Raw genomic sequence first — 17,191 nt, 5'->3', positions numbered from 1 at the left:
CAAGTTTTACACTACCAATTGTATAATTAGGTTATGCTTTTATATTAAGAATTTTGCTGACCAAATCTTTTCCCGAGTTTAGCTAACAATTCAGGTTGATCGCTTTGGCTCATTATAACTTCAATAAAGATAAGTTGATTCTTATTAAAAGTTATATTTGTTAAGACTTCTGCTAATTCTGCTTCATTTTCTACTTTAAATGTTAGACTTTTTTCTTCTGACCCAAATACCATTGATAGTTTATTGTAATCCCACATTTGTATATCATTATAAGGTTGGCTTTGGCCGTGAATGGCACGTTCAACAGTGTATCCGTTGTTATTGATTAAAAATATAATCGGTTTTAAATTATGACGTAGTACAGTTGATAACTCTTGGGCAGTTACTTGGAAAGAACCGTCACCAATAATTAAAATGTTGCGCCGTGATAAATTGGCGAGCTGTGTACCAAGTAGAGCAGGCAGTGTGTAGCCGATAGATCCCCATAACGGTTGTCCTACATATGCAGTGTTATTAGGTAGAGGGATAGCAGCACTACCAAAGAAAGGTGTTCCTTGCTCTACAATTAAGACGTCGTTTTCTTGTAAGAAATGGTACATTTGCTGCCAAAAACGTTTTTGTGTGACCATTTGTGCTTTTGGAATGAACTCTTCAGTAAAAGGTGATGATTCTAAAATAAATGGCTTAACGTCAAGGGTATCTTTATTACGATGCTCAATTGAATCACTTAAATGTTGTAAAACATCCTGCATTACAACTGGACCGTATTTTTTATCTATAATTTTCACAGTGTAGGGATGGATTTCTATAACTTGTTCTTTTGTAAAACCTTGTGTGAAGCCGCCTGTAATAGTATCAGTTAACTTCACACCAATACTAATAATACAATCAGATTCATCAATTCTTTTTCGCAAGTACGGAGAACTTACATCACCAGTATAAACCCCTATAAATTGAGGGTGTTTTTCTGGGAATATTCCTTTTCCCATACTGAACGTCGCGATGGGAAACCCAGTTTTTTCTACGAATTGATGTAAATTTTCTTTAGCGTGAAATCGATCTACTTCAAAATCAGCTAAAATAACAGGTTTTTTGGCACTATTTATTTTTGAAATGGCATGTAGAAGCATTTTATTTAATGCTTCTTTATTACTTAAAATAGGTTTATTTATAATAGGTTCTGTCGGTTTATTAATTGGTTTATTATACACATCAATCGGCAAATTAATATGAACAGGGCGTTTTTCATTCCAACATGCACGTAAAACACGGTCAATTTCCTCAGCAGCATGCTCAGGTGTTACATTTGTTTGTGCTATAGTGATTTCTCGATACATATTGGAAAAATGATCGAACTTTCCATCTCCTAACGTATGATGGACGATTGCTCCATTTTCCATTACTTTTGTTGGTGGCGTACCCGTAATTTTTATAACTGGCACGTTTTCCGCATATGAGCCAGCAATACCGTTAATAGCACTTAATTCTCCAACACCGAAAGTAGTAATAAGAGCAGCGATTCCTTTTATGCGAGCGTACCCATCTGCTGCATATGCAGCATTTAATTCATTACAATTTCCAATCCACTTTAAATTTTCATGTGCTACTACATCATCTAAAAAGGCAAGATTATAATCACCAGGAACGCCAAATATATGTTCAATTCCTAATTCGTGTAGTCTATCCAATAAATATGCACTTATAGTATATTGTTTTTTCAAATGAATCATCTCCTAATTATGCAATGAATGTTTCAATAGACTAAATAAGTTCTAATGCGTTGATTAAAATATTCATTACTAGATTGTGGTATAATTTACATACAGGGGGAAAGTAGATGACACAACATAAAGAAGAACAGATGAATGAGGCATTAGCATTATTTTATTTTGCATATAAAACATTTACTGAAAAGCCAGATGAAATTATAAAAGAATATGGCATTCAACGAGTACATCATCGAATTTTATTTTTTATTGCACGTTTTCCAGGGATAAGTGTAAATGAGTTACTATCACTATTAGAAATAAGTAAACAAGCTCTCCACGGACCGCTACGTCAACTTGTGGAAAAGGGCTTAATTGAGAGTAATGAAGCTATGCATGATCGACGTGTAAAACAGTTGTCTTTAACAGAAAAAGGTGCAGATTTAGAGAAAAAACTGAGTGATGTACAAAGACAACAAATGGGTGCTATTTTTTCAAAATTTGGTGAATCATGTGAGGACAATTGGCACCAAGTTATGAATGAAATGGCAAATAGCCGATCAGGTTTTGATGCTTGGATATCGAAACGTGAAATACCAGTCGATCAAAAATAATGAAAAAACTTCTGTTTTTATCGTTTGAAAAAGAACAAATTTTATCCATACATTTGGCAACTATGATTTGGTCATAGAGTGAATGGATAAAAAGATACATTACTAGATACTTTATACGTGTACGCAATGGAACAATAAAATTCACATTTCCGAAAGGGGAATTATAATGATAAAACTTGTACTTATTCGTCACGGACAAAGCTTATGGAATCTTGAAAATCGCTTTACTGGATGGACAGATGTTGATCTATCAGAGAATGGATTAAGTGAAGCGAGAGAAGCAGGAGCAATATTAAAGAAAAACGGATATACTTTTGATGTGGCTTATACATCAGTATTAAAACGCGCAATTCGGACGTTATGGATTGTACTTCATGAGATGGATCTTACTTGGGTTCCAATACATAAATCTTGGAAGCTAAATGAAAGACATTATGGTGCATTGCAAGGGCTGAATAAAGATGAAACTGCACAAAAATATGGTGAGGAGCAAGTTCATATTTGGAGAAGAAGTGTTGATGTAAGACCACCGGCTCTTACTGAAGACGATCCTCGATATGAAGCGACCGATCCAAGATATAAAACACTCAAAAAAGGTGAATTTCCATTAACTGAATGTTTAGAGGATACGGAGAAGAGAGTACTTGCTTATTGGCATTCAGAAATTGCGCCGACATTAAAAAGTGGTAATAAAGTAATTATTTCATCACACGGTAACACAATTCGCTCGCTAGTAAAATATTTAGACAACCTTTCAAGTGATGGTGTAGTTTCATTAAATATTCCCACTAGCATTCCGCTTGTTTATGAATTAGACGAAAACTTACGTCCGATTCGTCATTATTATTTAAGTATGGATGGAGAAGTACCTGAAGGGGAAATTCCGAAACATATTTCTTTTTAATACGAAAATTTGAAATGAATGCTTGTCTACATATACAATATAGACTCATGGTAAAGTGAAATTTTAATCAGTGGGGGTCTTATTTCCCACAAATAACAGGATAAAAGACGTGGTACTTTCTAATATATATGCGATGTAGCTAATTTTAGAAGCTTGTCCACGTCTTTTGTCATAAAGAGAGCAGCTTGCGCATGTAATGATATCGTGAGTAGTTTTTGAATGGAGGGTGATGTGATTAATGATCTCTAACATTCGAATTGGCTTATTTGTTTTAGCGATTGTCTTTGTAGTCCTTGTTTTCTTTTATTGGAAAAATGAGGAGTTGTACGAGGAGAAAAAGCAACGTATTAGAAAGACTTGGTATGGTTTGTTTATCATATCTGTCACCGTGTATTTCATGATAAAAGGAATTGATTTAACCCTCTGGAAAAATCTTTTAATGTTTACTGCAATGGTTATTTTTGTTGATATTGCGTTCATTTTAACGCCTAATATTTCAGAAATATGGGGTGCGAAATTTAGCGATATTGGCAAGACAGTTCAATCAATAAAACGATCATTAATTGCATCTAAAGCGAGAGGGGAAATATACACGACAATTATTCAAAATGTTAATCCAGCAGTATTCGGTACGATGGAATGGCATACGGAAGAGGAATATACAAAGAGCTTAAATGCATTTTTAGATTCATATGGGGAAAAGATTGGCGCGAAAATTGTTGTTTTTGAAGCCGCGAAGGAATTAAATACAAACTTTCGTGGTATTCGCTCGCAATTTAGTATTATCGTTCCGTTAGAACATATCGAGCAATTGAATGAGCAGAAAGCGGTGCAAGTAGAAAATGTCGGGATTATACCAGCAAAAATAGTAAGTGATGTTTTCATTGTTATTGATGGAAAGAAAAATAACCTGCAAGATCGGGATTTTGAAAATGTATATAATTTAACAATACATCATAGTTATTTTAGTAAATAAGGACAGAATCTTTTTCTGTCCTTTTCTTCTATACATAAATTAAAAACAAAATCCGACAAAGTTGAATAAAATTGGACAATCATTCCTACACTAGCATGTAGAGGTGATTGTAGTGGTAAAAGATTATGACAATGATTTTTTTAAAGAAGATAATGAAGATACAACAGATTTCTCTTTAATAAAAGGGGATACGTTGCAGCAAGTAGAAGAATTAGAAGAAGAATTAAAAAGAAAATCATAAGTGTACACTCTTTCTACATTTGCTATATAATATAAATAAAAGGTTGTATCTTTTTGAAAAGGGGGAGAGGAGATGGCTGAAGTCAATGTACAAAAGTCTTCGTTTTTTAAAGAAAAAAAAGAAGAATCAAATACAGATTTCTCTCTTGTGAAAGGTGCATTAACGGAGAATATAAATCGGTTAGAGAAACTGATGAATAATAGTAGTTCAAAATATATACAGGTGAAAAGAACAAAAGAAAATGCATAGAGCATTTTCTTTTGTTTTTTTATTTAATAGTAAACTTATCTTTTACTTTTTTAGGTAAATCTGTTTTCTGAATCTCTTCATAGGACTTTACTTCAATTGATGGTATTTCATTTTTTGCTATTATCATCTTGATCTACATAAAGGCGTAAAAACGCGTCTTCATTTAATTTATGATTGTTTTCTTTTTTTGTACTTCTAAATGTAATTTGTTTTTTGACGCCATCTTCATTAAATGCGGGCAGCGTATAGTTTCGTAAGTTTCTATCATCTACCTTTTCAATAGTTCCTTCGCCTTTTATCTGCACGTAATATACATCTTTACTAATTCTATTTAGTGACGCTCTCTCACAGCCAATAGTAAAACTAGAAAGTAATAAACATAGTGTAATAATTGCTAAAAACTTTTTCATTTTCTTTATCTCCTTTAATGTGCTTCTTTAAAAAGTATACGGCTATTATTAAATGAGAAAAATCGATATAGATTACAACGCTCTTACAATATTGTAATATTGTTGTATGTAAAATAAACAATAAAAGTTAAAAGAAAGGTAAAATAATGAATCATGGTATAATGATAAAAGACTTACATACTATTTTTTCATTTTGAGAGGAGCTTGAACATGTATTCTACTTTAGAACAATTAACAGAGCACCCTGTATTTTATCATTTTGCAGAAATTTCAAAGATTCCTAGAGGATCAGGTAATGAAAAGGAAATTAGTGATTATTTAGTGGGCTTTGCAAAAGAGCGTAACTTAGAAGTCATTCAAGATGAAGCATTAAATGTCATTATTAAAAAAGAAGCAACAGCTGGTTATGAAAATGTACCAGCTATTATTATTCAAGGTCATATGGATATGGTTTGCGAAAAAAATCAAGCAACAGTACATGATTTTGAAAAAGATCCAATTGAATTACGAATCATTGGGGACATGTTATATGCAAATCAAACAACTCTAGGTGCTGATAATGGTATTGCAGTTGCGTATGCATTAGCTTTATTAGATTCAAAAGAAATTCCGCATCCAGCACTTGAAGTCGTTATCACTACTGAAGAAGAAACGACAATGGGTGGGGCTTTTGCTATTGATCCAAATCATTTTGAAGGAAAGATATTTATAAATATTGATTCTGAAGAAGATCATAAATTACTTGTAAGTAGTGCAGGTGGTGCGAAAGCTGTTGAAACAATTCCCGTAATTTGGGATGAAACACCAGCGAATATGGATGCATACCGTCTATATGTTGGTGGTCTAAAAGGCGGACATTCTGGTATGGAAATTGATAAACAACGCGGTAATGCGAACAAAGTATTAGGACGAGTATTACGTGATTTATCAGCACATATGGAGTTTAACATAAGTGAAGTTCACGGCGGTTTAAAAACGAATGCAATTCCGCGTGAAAGTGTAGCTACAATTTTAATTCGTACAGAAGATGTAGGAAAAGTAGAAGAAAAATTAGAATCATGGACACGTGTATTACAAGAAGAAATGCGTGCTGTTGATCCAGATGTTCATGTTACACTGACAAAATTGGATGAAACAGTTGAAAAAGTATTTGCTAAAGAGACACAAAAGCAGCTTATTTCATCATTATTCTTAATTCCAAATGGCATTCAAAGCATGAGCATGGATATTAAAGGTCTTGTAGAAAGCTCAACAAATTTAGGCGTTATTGAAACGTTGCAAGATGAAATTAAATTACGTAACGAAGTGCGAAGTTCTGTAAGTAGTTTAAAACAACATGTTGCAGAAGAAATCAAATATATTGCTGAATTAGTTGGTGCTACATTTGAAATAGAGTCAGAGTATCCAGAATGGCCATACAATCCAAACTCACAAATTCGTAATTTATTTGAAAAAGTACATCAAGAAAAATACAATAAAGAAATTGAAATCTTCGCTGTGCATGCGGGGATTGAGTGTAGCGCATTCGTTCAAAAAATGCCTGAATTAGATGCAATTTCATTCGGACCAGACATTTTTAACGTCCACACTCCAGATGAACATATCAGTATCTCTTCTGTAGTGAATAACTGGGGATTCTTCATTGATGTAATGAAGGGTACAAAAGAATTAGCTAAGTAATAACGACGAAATAAAAAGGAGTCTATAAAAATTTATAGGCTCCTTTTTTGTATTGGAATTTATCCCGCAATTTGCCGGGCAGTCCGATTGGTTTAACTAATAATCAGTGGGGGATGAATAAAACCACTACTGATTAAAGTTTCACTTTATGAGAAGTCATTTTTCGTTAGTATGTAATATTAAGCTTGAACAATTAATAAGGATGAATTGTTGATGTTTTTTAGTACTGATGAAGGGGTGGAGAAATGAAGGAAAGAAAGCATTTTATTGTTTGTATGTTTTTATTGTTTTTCACATTTAGTTTTATTGGTGTTCAGAAAATAATAGCAGAAGAAGTTGAATTTTCAGGAACAACAGCTCCATTGAATGTAAATGTTAGAGAGGCAAAAAGTTTAAATGCAAATATTGTAGATGTGATTCCCGGAAATACAAAAGTATCTTTTAAAGGATGGGAGTATGGTGAAACGGTTAAAGATTATTGGACAGGAAATTTAGATAATCGTTGGTTTTATTATTTTAAAGATGGAAAAAAAGTATATGTAACGTCAGCGTATATTAATGGAAATCCTCCAAATACATCAATAGATCGTAAATTATCTGTACCTAACATATTACAAGAAAGGTCAAATTGGTGTTGGGCAGGCACTTCGGTTTCAGTTTTAAATTATTTTGGAAAAACTCCTTCACAAGATCAGTACGTTAGGTATGTTAAGGGTGGATCATATAATAATCCTGCAACTTCACGTGAAATACAATATGGATTATCAGGATATGGTGTTAGCTCAGCTATAAGTTCTGGAGCAAAATCTTATGATTGGTTCAAAAGTCAAATTAATAGTAATCAGCCGATGATTGCACTCATTATGTGGCAAAATGGAGCTAACATCGGACACTTTCTAGTACTTGATGGGTTTTATAAAGGGACAAATGGAACAGATTATATAACGTACATGGACCCTTGGTATGGTGATCATTATAATCATAATTTCAGTACGTTCCATAACAATAATAATTTTTGGTGGAGTGAAACTGTTTATAATATCCATGCAAACTAATAATATTAAAAGCGGGGGTTCATAAATGGGAAAACTACTTAAGCTTGTGATATTGTGCATGTGCTTAATGACCGTTATTATTTTCGCTAGTAAAATTAGTTATGCATCAAAAAATAAAAGTGAATCAGTACAATCGATCGCATTAAAAGATTATCAATATAGTAAGGGGAGTTTTTCTGAAAATTTAAGTTTTGAAAAAATAACAACATCTCCATTTTCGTTACCAATCTATGCAACAATTCCAGCACAGCAAATTTTAAATAGCTCTGAATTTAAGAATTTACTATTACCAACAAATGAAAAGCTGTGGTTTATTATGAAGGGTGAGCAGCCAGAAGGACTAATTGTTGCGAATGATACTGAACCGATTCGAACGGGCGGAGAAAATAGAAGTAAAGATTTATATGGATTATATAAAGCAATAAAAAATAATACAAATGAAACAAAAGATATTAGTTATTTCGAATTTGAAGGGCAAGGAATATTGGTAGTAAATCAAAATAATGATCAAGAAATATACCTTAGTAAAGGTGCCGCTGCCATATTAAAACTTCCTGCTGGTCAAAAAGTATTGAGCAGTGAAGTAATACAGAAAATGAAAGAGAGAATTGTAACTGGTTTTGAATAGTGGTAATATCTGATTTTTTTGTTTATACAAGGTTGAATAGGGAACAGGATCAATGGTAGCATTAGGGCATCTTTACTGTTTGAAACCTAATAGTGTATATAAAAAGGTTAGAGAAGTTAATTCTCTAACCTTTTTATATTAATGTCTGAAATTTAAAAAGTGATGGAGTAAACCAAATAATAAAAGTTTGTCTGCTCTTCTATTTTTATTTGCAATTTAAACTCGTTATATTCAGCTATCTATTGTACAACCTTTTTACATAGCTGAATTTTTTTATTTGAAAATAAGGGTGCATCTATAAAACCATAATGATAAACTAAAATACCTAATTCCACTCTAGAATTAATATGCCATTTTTCTTTAATATGATTAATTATCGTTGAAATTCTTCGAGGGGTAACATATATTTTTTTTGAAATTTCTGCATCTGTGTATCCTTTTGCTACATAAATAGCCACTTCTAACTCTCTTTCGGTCAACATTCTTTTCATAAAATACGCTCCTTCGAAATTATTTATATAAAAATCAAAAGAAACTATTAAAAGAAATAAAGGTGAAAAATCATATTTATTTTAATCCGGCTATTTGCGGGTAGTAAGACTCCGACCTCAAAATTTAGATGTGGCAAAGAAGTCGGACTCCCTGTAAAAGCCTGCCTGGGGTGGACTAATAATCAGTGGGGGTGAATAAAACGCACATTGATTATTAGTGAACCATATTTTAATAATTTCTCGTATTGTGATACAAGTTTGTAAAAAAAACTATAAATCCATATAATTAGTAATTGTAACTATATCAATTTTACATTACATTAAAAGTTGGAAAATATTCTTATACTCATAAAGTGTTACATTTGAGGGAGGAAAGATGGAATTCTACAATCTTGGTATTATTATTAAAGAACTTAGAAAGAAAAAAAACATGTCACAATCTGAATTATGTCATGGAATATGTTCACAAAGTCAAATTAGTAAGATAGAAAAAGGTATTATTTATCCATCTAGCATATTGTTGTATCAATTATCTGAAAGACTTGGTCTTGATCCAAATTATATATTCGCACTAACCAAAAATAAAAAAATAAAATATATTGAAAATGTAAAATGTGTAATGAGAGATTGTGTAAAACAAAAACAATATAATGAGCTTTATGAAATAGTGAAAAAAGAGAAAAATGATAATAATTTCCAATCGAAAGAGGATAAACAATTTTTATTATGGCATGAAGCGATTGCTATATATTATGTAAATGGAGCAACAAGTAATGCTTTTGACATTTTAAATAGAGCATTAAAACAAACCTTAAGTAGTACTAACTTTTTATCAGAAAAAGAAATAAGCATAATGAATTCAATTGCTATAATACATGCAGAAAATAAAGAGTATGAGAAAAGTATAAATATATTAAAACAAAGTTTAATTAATTTTAATAAGATAGAATTTCCTAGAGAAAAAGAAATCAAATTAAGACTCATTCATACGTTAACAAAATGTTTACACCTTGCAAATCAATATGAAGAAGCAATAAAGTATAGTGAAATAGGTATAAAATTAGCCATAAATATGAATACTTTATACTTATTAGGTGAATTGTTTTTTGAAAAAGGTGCAATTTTATTGAAAGTTCAGCACTCTAATGAAGTTGGTTTAAGAGACATAAAAAAAGCATTATTTATATTTGAACTAACTGAAAGAAAACAATATATAAAAATAATCAAGGAAAAATATATTAAAAATCAAGAATAAACAAGAAAGAATTCTAACATAAACTATTCCTAATTGTTATTTATTTCTAAAAAAGTACTGTAATACGAACTATTCCTAATTGTTGTTTATTGCTAAAATAAATACCGTAATATTAGATAAATATAAAGGGTGGCATTTTATGAAATCAAGAGGAATTACTCGTAAAGCAGATAGTATGGGGCGTATTGTTATTCCAATGGAAATAAGACGGAGTTTAGGAATTGTAGAAAAAGATTCTCTTGAAATGTTTATAGAAGAGGACCAAATTATTTTACGAAAATATCAATCTCCAAGATCTTGTGCACTTACAGGAGATATTTCAGACAGTAATATTTCGTTAGCGAATGGGAAGATTATTGTAAGTCCAAACGGGAGGGAACTGTTAATAAAGAAGTTACAGCAATATCTTTTAAAGTAAAAGGTAAGTAAGAACTTTAAAATAGAATATACTTGGAAAAAGTCCTCTATCATTTAGAGGGCTTTTTTATTGTTATCAATAAAATTGAGGGGCCGTAGTTGGTTCAATGGAATACGGATTACCTTGTAAATAGTCTGACTATTTTTTATAAAAAAACTATTCATTTACATTTTTTGGTTTCGTGTTATATTTTTAGTGTTAACATATTTGTATTGAAAATTCTGATTTTAAAATTAGGAAAACTTTAGAAAATGAAATACTCTTACTTGAATTGAAAATCATATAAACATAATTTGAAAGTAAAGTATGAAAATGAATCAGATTTTTAAATTAAATTTGTCAATTCAATAGAGGTTTGTGGGGGAAATGTAACTAAGAAGAACTCTCTTATACTCCATGTTTTTTATTTGTAAATCGGTAATTCTAATAGCTCTGACGAAAAGTAAAGGAGTAAAAAAGAAGTGGATAGTTTGTTTAATAGAAGATAGGGTGTGAAAAATAAAACAACGGAGGTTTTATAATGAATAAAGGAATACTGCAGATTACAGAAATTGAAGAAATTACTATTCCGAATCTATTGAAGGATAAAATGAAGAATCTGATAGAAAATGAATTAAAAACTCATAATCCTTATACTTGTGATCAAGAAATAGCAGCATATTTTTCAAAAGAGTGGCTTAATTGTTTGATTGACTATTCAAAGAAAAATCCGAATTCAGATATGAAAAACCTACTACATGTGATAAAAATAGCGAATTGTGGCGGGAACGTACCACCTACTCTTATTAAAAATACTCCATGTGATCCTATGGAAACATTATTACCTGGGGAAAATCGCAGAGGTTTTAATTATGGTGAAGACGAACACGATAGAATGAAAAAATATTTTTATGCAGAATGGGTCACATGGCTTTTTGCCACACTTTTTAATTATGATGCTTTAATTCACCCATCCGAACATGCAGGGAAAAATAGATTTCATCTCATTTCACCTTTAAACAACGATGAAGTTTTGCGAAATGTCGGTGCAAGCACCGGTGGCGGGAACTTTTATCAACATAACGATGCCACAGTGTATACAGATATGAAAGACCAGTCAGATATTGAAGCGAGATTGAATACATTCAATACAAATTTAGAAATTGTATCAAATAGACTTAATAAATCCGTGGAACGAATAGTGTCTGAAATTACTTGTGGCAAATTTACTAGAGTTGATGCTCTTTTATTAAAAGGAGTGTTAAATTTAAAAACTCAAACTCATATTGGAACGCCAAAATTACTTCAAAAGCATCTTGAAGAAAATCACTTCAGTAAAGATGACATATTGGCGATAAGTAAAATGCCTATTGCTCATATCGCAGGAATGGCTGATGGTGAAATATCTGGATTTGTAGGGGAAATAAACCAAATTATATTTTTGGATGATAATGGCGATATTATTGCAACTTGTTTAAATGGAGCAGAAAATAGATTGATTTATGTGGGAGAAAGTGAAGAAGAAAAATTGAAATTTGACATGTTTTTAGAACTCTTACGAACAACGCCTACTTATAAGGTTCCACTTACATCTGAAGATTTATTACTTATACCAAATTCATACTATGGTAAACAAACAAATGTAACTCATGGTAGAGAAAGGTTATCTGAGGAAGAATATAAAATCCCGATTGGAAATAATAAATACGGAAGAAGAATTGTTTGCAGGCAATACGTTTCCAGCCGATTACGTGATCAGAAAGAAAGTTACTTTAAAGATTTAATTAACTAGTTTAAAGAGAGGAGGGAAGATGGGGAGGTTTGGGGTATAATAGCTCAAGCCTTCCCATATTCTTTGTATGGATTTTACTATTGAATTACTTATACTACTATTTTTAGTAGCTGTATTAGCAGGATGGATAGATACGATTGCTGGAGGCGGTGGTATGATAACTATCCCGATAATGTTATTAGTAGGTATGTCTCCTTCTGTAGCGATAGCAACTAATAAACTGCAAGGGAGTAGCGGAACTCTCATGGCAACAGTGTTTTTTATTAAGAAGAAAGAAATTAATCTTAAAGAAATGCGTTTGTCCATCTTAATGACCTTTTTTGGATCAGTTTTCGGTGGATGGCTTGTTTTACAGATACGAGCAGAATATCTAATTATGATATTACCTTTTTTACTTGTTTTTATTGGCATTTATTTTCTATTATCTCCAAATATAGCAAACGAAGATCGACCGAGAAAAATAAGTATGTTGTTGTTTGCGTTAACAGTGGCTCCGTTACTAGGATTTTATGATGGTTTCTTCGGCCCAGGAACAGGTAGTTTAATTGCTTTAGCATTCATTCTTTTATGTGGATATAGTGCTACACGGGCGACTGCAAATGCTAAGATTTTGAACTTTACAAGTAATTTCGCTGCTTTGTTGTATTTTATTATTTTTGGCCAAATCGATTGGACAATTGGATTGATTATGATGCTTGGTCAAATAATAGGATCATATATTGGGGCGAAGATGGTGCTTACAAAAGGGACGGCATTAATACGACCAATAGTGGTTATTGTTTGCTTTGTCATGGCAATTAAGATTTTTTTACAAAATATGAACTAAATGTAATCAATATATTATTTGTATCAAAGTTAGAGTGTTTTCATGTTCCTATTGCAGTATTACGCTGTTTAAGATGTGTTCAAAATTACACAATTTGACTAGTGTAATGTATTGCGTTATGCTTTTTCTAGTATAAAAGAAAGGCTTGAAGATAATGATTCGTCGTTTGAGAAAGCTAAAAAATGTAGCAGTCGTAGTAAGCTTCTAAGTAAATAGCAATATATATAATACTTAGAAGCGAGGAATAAAGTTATGAAGTATCCATTATTTAATCATTGGTCAGAAACAAAGTATATAAAAGATATAGTAACAAATCCACTCATTGAAGTAGGAGAGTACTCCTATTATTCAGGCTATTATAGTCATCAAAATTTTGAAGATGGATGTATAAGGTATTTGTGGGGAGATGCTAAGTCCCAAGCACTGTTCAATCCAATTGAACAGATGGGGTGGCACCTTGACAAACTCATTATTGGGAATTATGTTTGCATTGCAAGTGGGGTAGTCATTTTAATGGGTGGTAATCATAATCATCACTCAGAATGGATTACAGTATATCCATTCGCTGAGCAAATTAAACAATCATATGAACCTAAGGGAGATACAGTCATTAAAAGTGATGCTTGGATTGGAATGAATGCTATAATAATGCCTAGCGTTACTATTGGTGAAGGTGCAATTGTTGCTGCAGGATCTGTCGTAAGTAAAGATGTTCCACCGTATACAATAGTTGGTGGAAATCCTGCTAAGGAAATAAAGAAACGATTCACTGATACAGAAATAAACATGTTAATGGAAATGCGTTGGTTTGATTGGGATAGGAAATTGATTGAGAAGGCAATTCCGCTGTTGTCTAGTCCATCCATCGAACCATTATTTGCTTTTTATAAAAATGAAGTGAAAAATAAATAAATCAGTTAGGAAAACTACATCCAGTATAGGGTGTAGTTTTTTATTTTTTGTAAATGTGGAACAAATGTATTATTTAGATTGTCTATTAACTGTAATCCTAAAAATATGAAAGTGTGAATCATTTTGAAAAATATAAGGGGATTAAAAATAAGGATATGTGTAGGAATACAAAGTATTAGCGCACATAAAAGTGTCGGATGAGGTGGTCTATATGAAAGCGATTCTAACGTTTTATATGTATATACAATTTGAGAACACTGTCTATTTTTTGCGGGATTATGTTAGAATAACGCTTTTTTTGAGTACAAAGAAATTGGAGGTAACAGAAGTGAAAGGTATGTTTTGCAATAGAGTTATTGCAATAGTAACAGTGCTTACAATATTTTGTAGCATGGTCGTTACAATTGGAAAAGCAGCAGCGGAAACAGATCCTGCTATAGACGTTGAAGCAGGATCAGCAATTTTAATAGAAGCAAATTCTGGAAAAATTTTATATGAAAAAAATGCAGATGAATCATTGGCAATTGCTAGTATGACAAAAATGATGAGCGAATACTTAGTTCATGAAGCGGTGGATAAAGGAAAACTTAAATGGGATCAAAAAGTTAAAATCTCTGAATATGCACATAAGATTTCGCAAGATCGTTCACTATCAAATGTTCCATTAGAAAATGGTGGCTCTTATACGGTAAAAGAGTTATATGAGGCAATGGCAATTTACTCTGCAAATGGTGCAACAATTGCTTTAGTTGAACAGATTGCTGGTAAAGAGGTCAATTTTGTAAAAATGATGAACGATAAGTCAAAAGAGTTTGGTATGAAAGACTATAAGTTTGTAAACTCTACCGGCTTAACAAATCAAGATTTAAAAGGATATCACCTAGAAGGGACAACTCTAGACGAGAAAAATAAAATGTCTGCAAGGGATTGTGCAATTTTAGCACAACGTCTTATTCAAGATTTTCCCCAAATATTAAATACAGCAAAAATTCCTAAAAAAACATTCCAAGAGGGTGGTAAATATCCAATTGATATGGCGAACTTTAACTGGATGTTAAAAGGTTTAATTAAGCAATATGAAGGTGTAGATGGTTTGAAAACAGGAACGACTCCAGAAGCGGGAGATTGTTTCACTGGTACAGTAGAAAGAAATGGTATGCGCCTAATTTCTGTAGTGATAAAAGCAAAATCTCATACGGCACGTTTTGATGAAACAAAGAAATTATACGATTATGGATTTGCGAATTTTGAAGTGAAGAATGTCTATGGAAAAGATTCAGTAGTAAAAGGGCATGAAACAGTTCGAGTAGCAAATGCAAAAGAAAAAGATGTAGTAGTTCAAATGAAACAAGCTGTTTCGCTTCCAATGCCGAAGGGCAACAAAGACATTTATAAAAAAGAATTTAAAGTATCGAATACGGAACAAGAAGCGCCTATTAAAAAAGGTGTAACAATTAGTAAAATGATTATCTCGTCTAAAGATAATACAGATCCTGGGTTCTTATCAGGTAATTCATTACAAATAGACCTTGTAACAAAATCTGATGTGGAACAAGCAAATTGGCTTACACGTTTTATACGTAAAACAGGATCTTTTTTTAGTGGTATGTGGGATCGTGCGATTGATATAGTAAAAAGCTAATTTTATAGGATACAACTAAATATTAGTTTGAAACAAAAGATTTCAAAGTACTATAGATTCTTATGTGGATAGCTTGGAATGTCAGGGTGTAATTTTTTCTTCTTACTTTGTGCATTGCAATGACACTACTTTTTTCTATAGTTTCATATCATTTAATCGAAAAGAAATGTATCAACTGGGCGAAACAAAGAACAACAAATTTTTTGAAAAAAGTATAATTCCTAGATAGATTTTATTTCTTTAGTAAATATATGAATATGACCGATTCTGAATGTAAATATAGTAAAGTGGAATATAATTGAAATCGAAAACCACTTAGAAATAACAATTACGGTGTGAGCTATTGTATAGTATAGATATGGTTAATAATAAAGGGGGAATACATATGTGGAAGCGATTTGTAGCAATTGGCGATAGTTTTACAGAGGGGATAGGGGATGAAGTTGAGGGAATTGCATTAAAAAGCTGGGTAGATCATTTTGTTCAACTGTGTGAAAACGATATAGAATATGCCAATTTTGCAAAGCGTGGGTTAGTAACTGAAGAAATTCGCTTGCAGCAATTGGAAAAGGCGTTAACTTTTAATCCAGATTTGGTTAGTCTCATTGCAGGGGCAAACGATGTTTTAAAAGGACGTTGGAATCATGATGCATATAAGAACGATATGGAATTTATGATAGATACATTAAGTAAAGCAGGGGCTGATATTATTATAGCAAACCTTCCAGATTTTACAGTTAGGCTCCCTTTTGCTTCTGAAAAAAAACAAGTAATAAAAGAACAATTATTAGAGGCAAATGAAGTTATACATTCACTGAGCAGAGAGTATAAGCTTCATCATGTTGATTTTTGGAATCATCATTTAGTTAATGACAATACGCTTTGGTCTAAGGATTTAATTCATCCAAACTCAAAAGGATATGTAAAAGTTGCTGAATTAATTTTTAGTAGTTTGCCTGTACAGAAGACAAAATAATAGTTTGCAATGTAGCGAATATGATATTAATTGTATTAAGCTATATTTTTTAGTAAATGGAGAGAACTAAAAATTTAGCAAACAAAGCGTATCTACGATATATTTCTACAGTAGTGCACAAATGCAGAATCACAAAGAAAGATCACTTATGGAAATAGGTGGTCTTTAAATGTTTTTATAACTAAATTAGTATATACTGTATTACTAACAGTTTCGTACTACATAAAAATTAAGTTCTCTTATAGAAAAACTGATTTTATATTATCTTAAAATATAATAACATGTTCAAATCATATTTTGGGTATGTATCCTAATTGTGAATGATGTGTAATTTTTTGAAGTATAAATATCCAATAAATAAAATAGGTAGTAGGTGCAGAAGTATTAATACTATATTATTCAATTCTTGTTATGAGTACATTAGTGATTGGTAGTAT

Annotated in this window: 17 protein-coding genes and 2 pseudogenes; 16 read left to right on the top strand and 3 right to left on the bottom strand. The window is 31.7% G+C overall.

Annotation, left to right across the window (positions count from 1 at the left end; genetic code table 11):
* Positions 1-44: 44 nt before the first annotated feature.
* Positions 45-1,730, bottom strand: a complete 1,686-nt coding sequence (locus GBN91_RS26975) for an alpha-keto acid decarboxylase family protein (RefSeq protein ID WP_061684617.1) — start codon at positions 1,728-1,730, stop codon at positions 45-47.
* A gap of 107 nt (positions 1,731-1,837) precedes the next feature.
* Here GBN91_RS26975 and GBN91_RS26970 point away from each other — a divergent pair, with 107 nt between their 5' ends.
* From GBN91_RS26970 to spoIISB, 5 genes are all read left to right on the top strand, one after another.
* On the top strand, positions 1,838-2,320 hold the full coding sequence (locus GBN91_RS26970; protein WP_000191886.1) for a MarR family winged helix-turn-helix transcriptional regulator: 483 nt from the start codon (positions 1,838-1,840) through the stop codon (positions 2,318-2,320).
* A gap of 166 nt (positions 2,321-2,486) precedes the next feature.
* On the top strand, positions 2,487-3,224 hold the full coding sequence (gene gpmA, locus GBN91_RS26965) for a 2,3-diphosphoglycerate-dependent phosphoglycerate mutase (RefSeq protein WP_000594152.1): 738 nt from the start codon (positions 2,487-2,489) through the stop codon (positions 3,222-3,224).
* Between the two features lie 238 nt (positions 3,225-3,462).
* Positions 3,463-4,200, top strand: coding sequence for a type II toxin-antitoxin system SpoIISA family toxin (locus tag GBN91_RS26960; RefSeq protein WP_000624977.1), 738 nt, complete (start codon positions 3,463-3,465; stop codon positions 4,198-4,200).
* Positions 4,201-4,312: 112 nt separating this feature from the next.
* Entirely contained in the window at positions 4,313-4,441 is a 129-nt protein-coding gene (locus tag GBN91_RS26955; RefSeq protein ID WP_000237818.1) for a hypothetical protein, read from the top strand.
* Between the two features lie 72 nt (positions 4,442-4,513).
* Positions 4,514-4,690 carry a stage II sporulation protein SB gene (spoIISB, locus tag GBN91_RS26950; protein WP_000852629.1) on the top strand — a complete coding sequence of 59 codons (177 nt, stop codon included), beginning with the start codon at positions 4,514-4,516 and terminating at the stop codon, positions 4,688-4,690.
* Between the two features lie 19 nt (positions 4,691-4,709).
* Here spoIISB and GBN91_RS26945 read toward each other — a convergent pair.
* Positions 4,710-5,100 (bottom strand): annotated as a pseudogene (locus tag GBN91_RS26945) (YxeA family protein).
* A gap of 210 nt (positions 5,101-5,310) precedes the next feature.
* Here GBN91_RS26945 and pepD point away from each other — a divergent pair.
* The 3 genes from pepD to GBN91_RS26930 all read left to right on the top strand — a co-directional run bounded on the left by pepD (position 5,311) and on the right by GBN91_RS26930 (position 8,463).
* The gene (pepD, locus tag GBN91_RS26940; protein WP_006924028.1) at positions 5,311-6,780 is read left to right on the top strand and encodes a beta-Ala-His dipeptidase; all 1,470 of its coding nucleotides are present in this window, start codon (positions 5,311-5,313) and stop codon (positions 6,778-6,780) included.
* 245 nt (positions 6,781-7,025) lie between these two features.
* Positions 7,026-7,835, top strand: a complete 810-nt coding sequence (locus tag GBN91_RS26935) for a papain-like cysteine protease family protein (RefSeq protein ID WP_000664545.1) — start codon at positions 7,026-7,028, stop codon at positions 7,833-7,835.
* Between the two features lie 25 nt (positions 7,836-7,860).
* Positions 7,861-8,463 (top strand): hypothetical protein, encoded by a 603-nt coding sequence (locus tag GBN91_RS26930; RefSeq protein WP_033692635.1) that lies wholly within the window; start codon positions 7,861-7,863, stop codon positions 8,461-8,463.
* 239 nt (positions 8,464-8,702) lie between these two features.
* Here GBN91_RS26930 and GBN91_RS26925 read toward each other — a convergent pair whose 3' ends face one another.
* Positions 8,703-8,954 (bottom strand): response regulator transcription factor, encoded by a 252-nt coding sequence (locus GBN91_RS26925; protein ID WP_000827560.1) that lies wholly within the window; start codon positions 8,952-8,954, stop codon positions 8,703-8,705.
* Between the two features lie 376 nt (positions 8,955-9,330).
* Between GBN91_RS26925 and GBN91_RS26920 the strand changes: the two genes are divergently transcribed.
* From GBN91_RS26920 to GBN91_RS26885, 8 genes and pseudogenes are all read left to right on the top strand, one after another.
* Positions 9,331-10,209 (top strand): helix-turn-helix domain-containing protein, encoded by an 879-nt coding sequence (locus tag GBN91_RS26920; RefSeq protein ID WP_006924030.1) that lies wholly within the window; start codon positions 9,331-9,333, stop codon positions 10,207-10,209.
* A gap of 139 nt (positions 10,210-10,348) precedes the next feature.
* Complete coding sequence (locus GBN91_RS26915; protein WP_152122710.1) at positions 10,349-10,627, top strand: AbrB/MazE/SpoVT family DNA-binding domain-containing protein; 279 nt, start codon at positions 10,349-10,351, stop codon at positions 10,625-10,627.
* 520 nt (positions 10,628-11,147) lie between these two features.
* Entirely contained in the window at positions 11,148-12,398 is a 1,251-nt protein-coding gene (locus GBN91_RS26910; protein ID WP_006924032.1) for a hypothetical protein, read from the top strand.
* 67 nt (positions 12,399-12,465) lie between these two features.
* Positions 12,466-13,224 carry a TSUP family transporter gene (locus tag GBN91_RS26905; protein WP_000347986.1) on the top strand — a complete coding sequence of 253 codons (759 nt, stop codon included), beginning with the start codon at positions 12,466-12,468 and terminating at the stop codon, positions 13,222-13,224.
* A 252-nt stretch (positions 13,225-13,476) separates the two neighbouring features.
* A complete protein-coding gene (locus GBN91_RS26900; RefSeq protein ID WP_033692636.1) occupies positions 13,477-14,136 on the top strand; it encodes a CatB-related O-acetyltransferase in 660 nt (219 codons plus the stop codon).
* 328 nt (positions 14,137-14,464) lie between these two features.
* Positions 14,465-15,778 carry a D-alanyl-D-alanine carboxypeptidase family protein gene (locus GBN91_RS26895; RefSeq protein WP_277997986.1) on the top strand — a complete coding sequence of 438 codons (1,314 nt, stop codon included), beginning with the start codon at positions 14,465-14,467 and terminating at the stop codon, positions 15,776-15,778.
* A 92-nt stretch (positions 15,779-15,870) separates the two neighbouring features.
* A pseudogene (locus GBN91_RS26890) lies at positions 15,871-15,996 on the top strand (acyltransferase family protein); the annotation flags it as partial.
* A 167-nt stretch (positions 15,997-16,163) separates the two neighbouring features.
* Positions 16,164-16,754 (top strand): SGNH/GDSL hydrolase family protein, encoded by a 591-nt coding sequence (locus GBN91_RS26885; protein WP_000265875.1) that lies wholly within the window; start codon positions 16,164-16,166, stop codon positions 16,752-16,754.
* Positions 16,755-17,191: the final 437 nt, after the last annotated feature.

Origin of the sequence: Bacillus sp. B1-WWTP-T-0.5-Post-4 (assembly GCF_009183795.1) — a bacterium.
GTDB lineage: Bacteria > Bacillota > Bacilli > Bacillales > Bacillaceae_G > Bacillus_A > Bacillus_A cereus.
The sequence above is the reverse complement of the archived record's forward strand: the minus strand, read 5'-3'. Positions and strand labels throughout refer to the sequence as shown.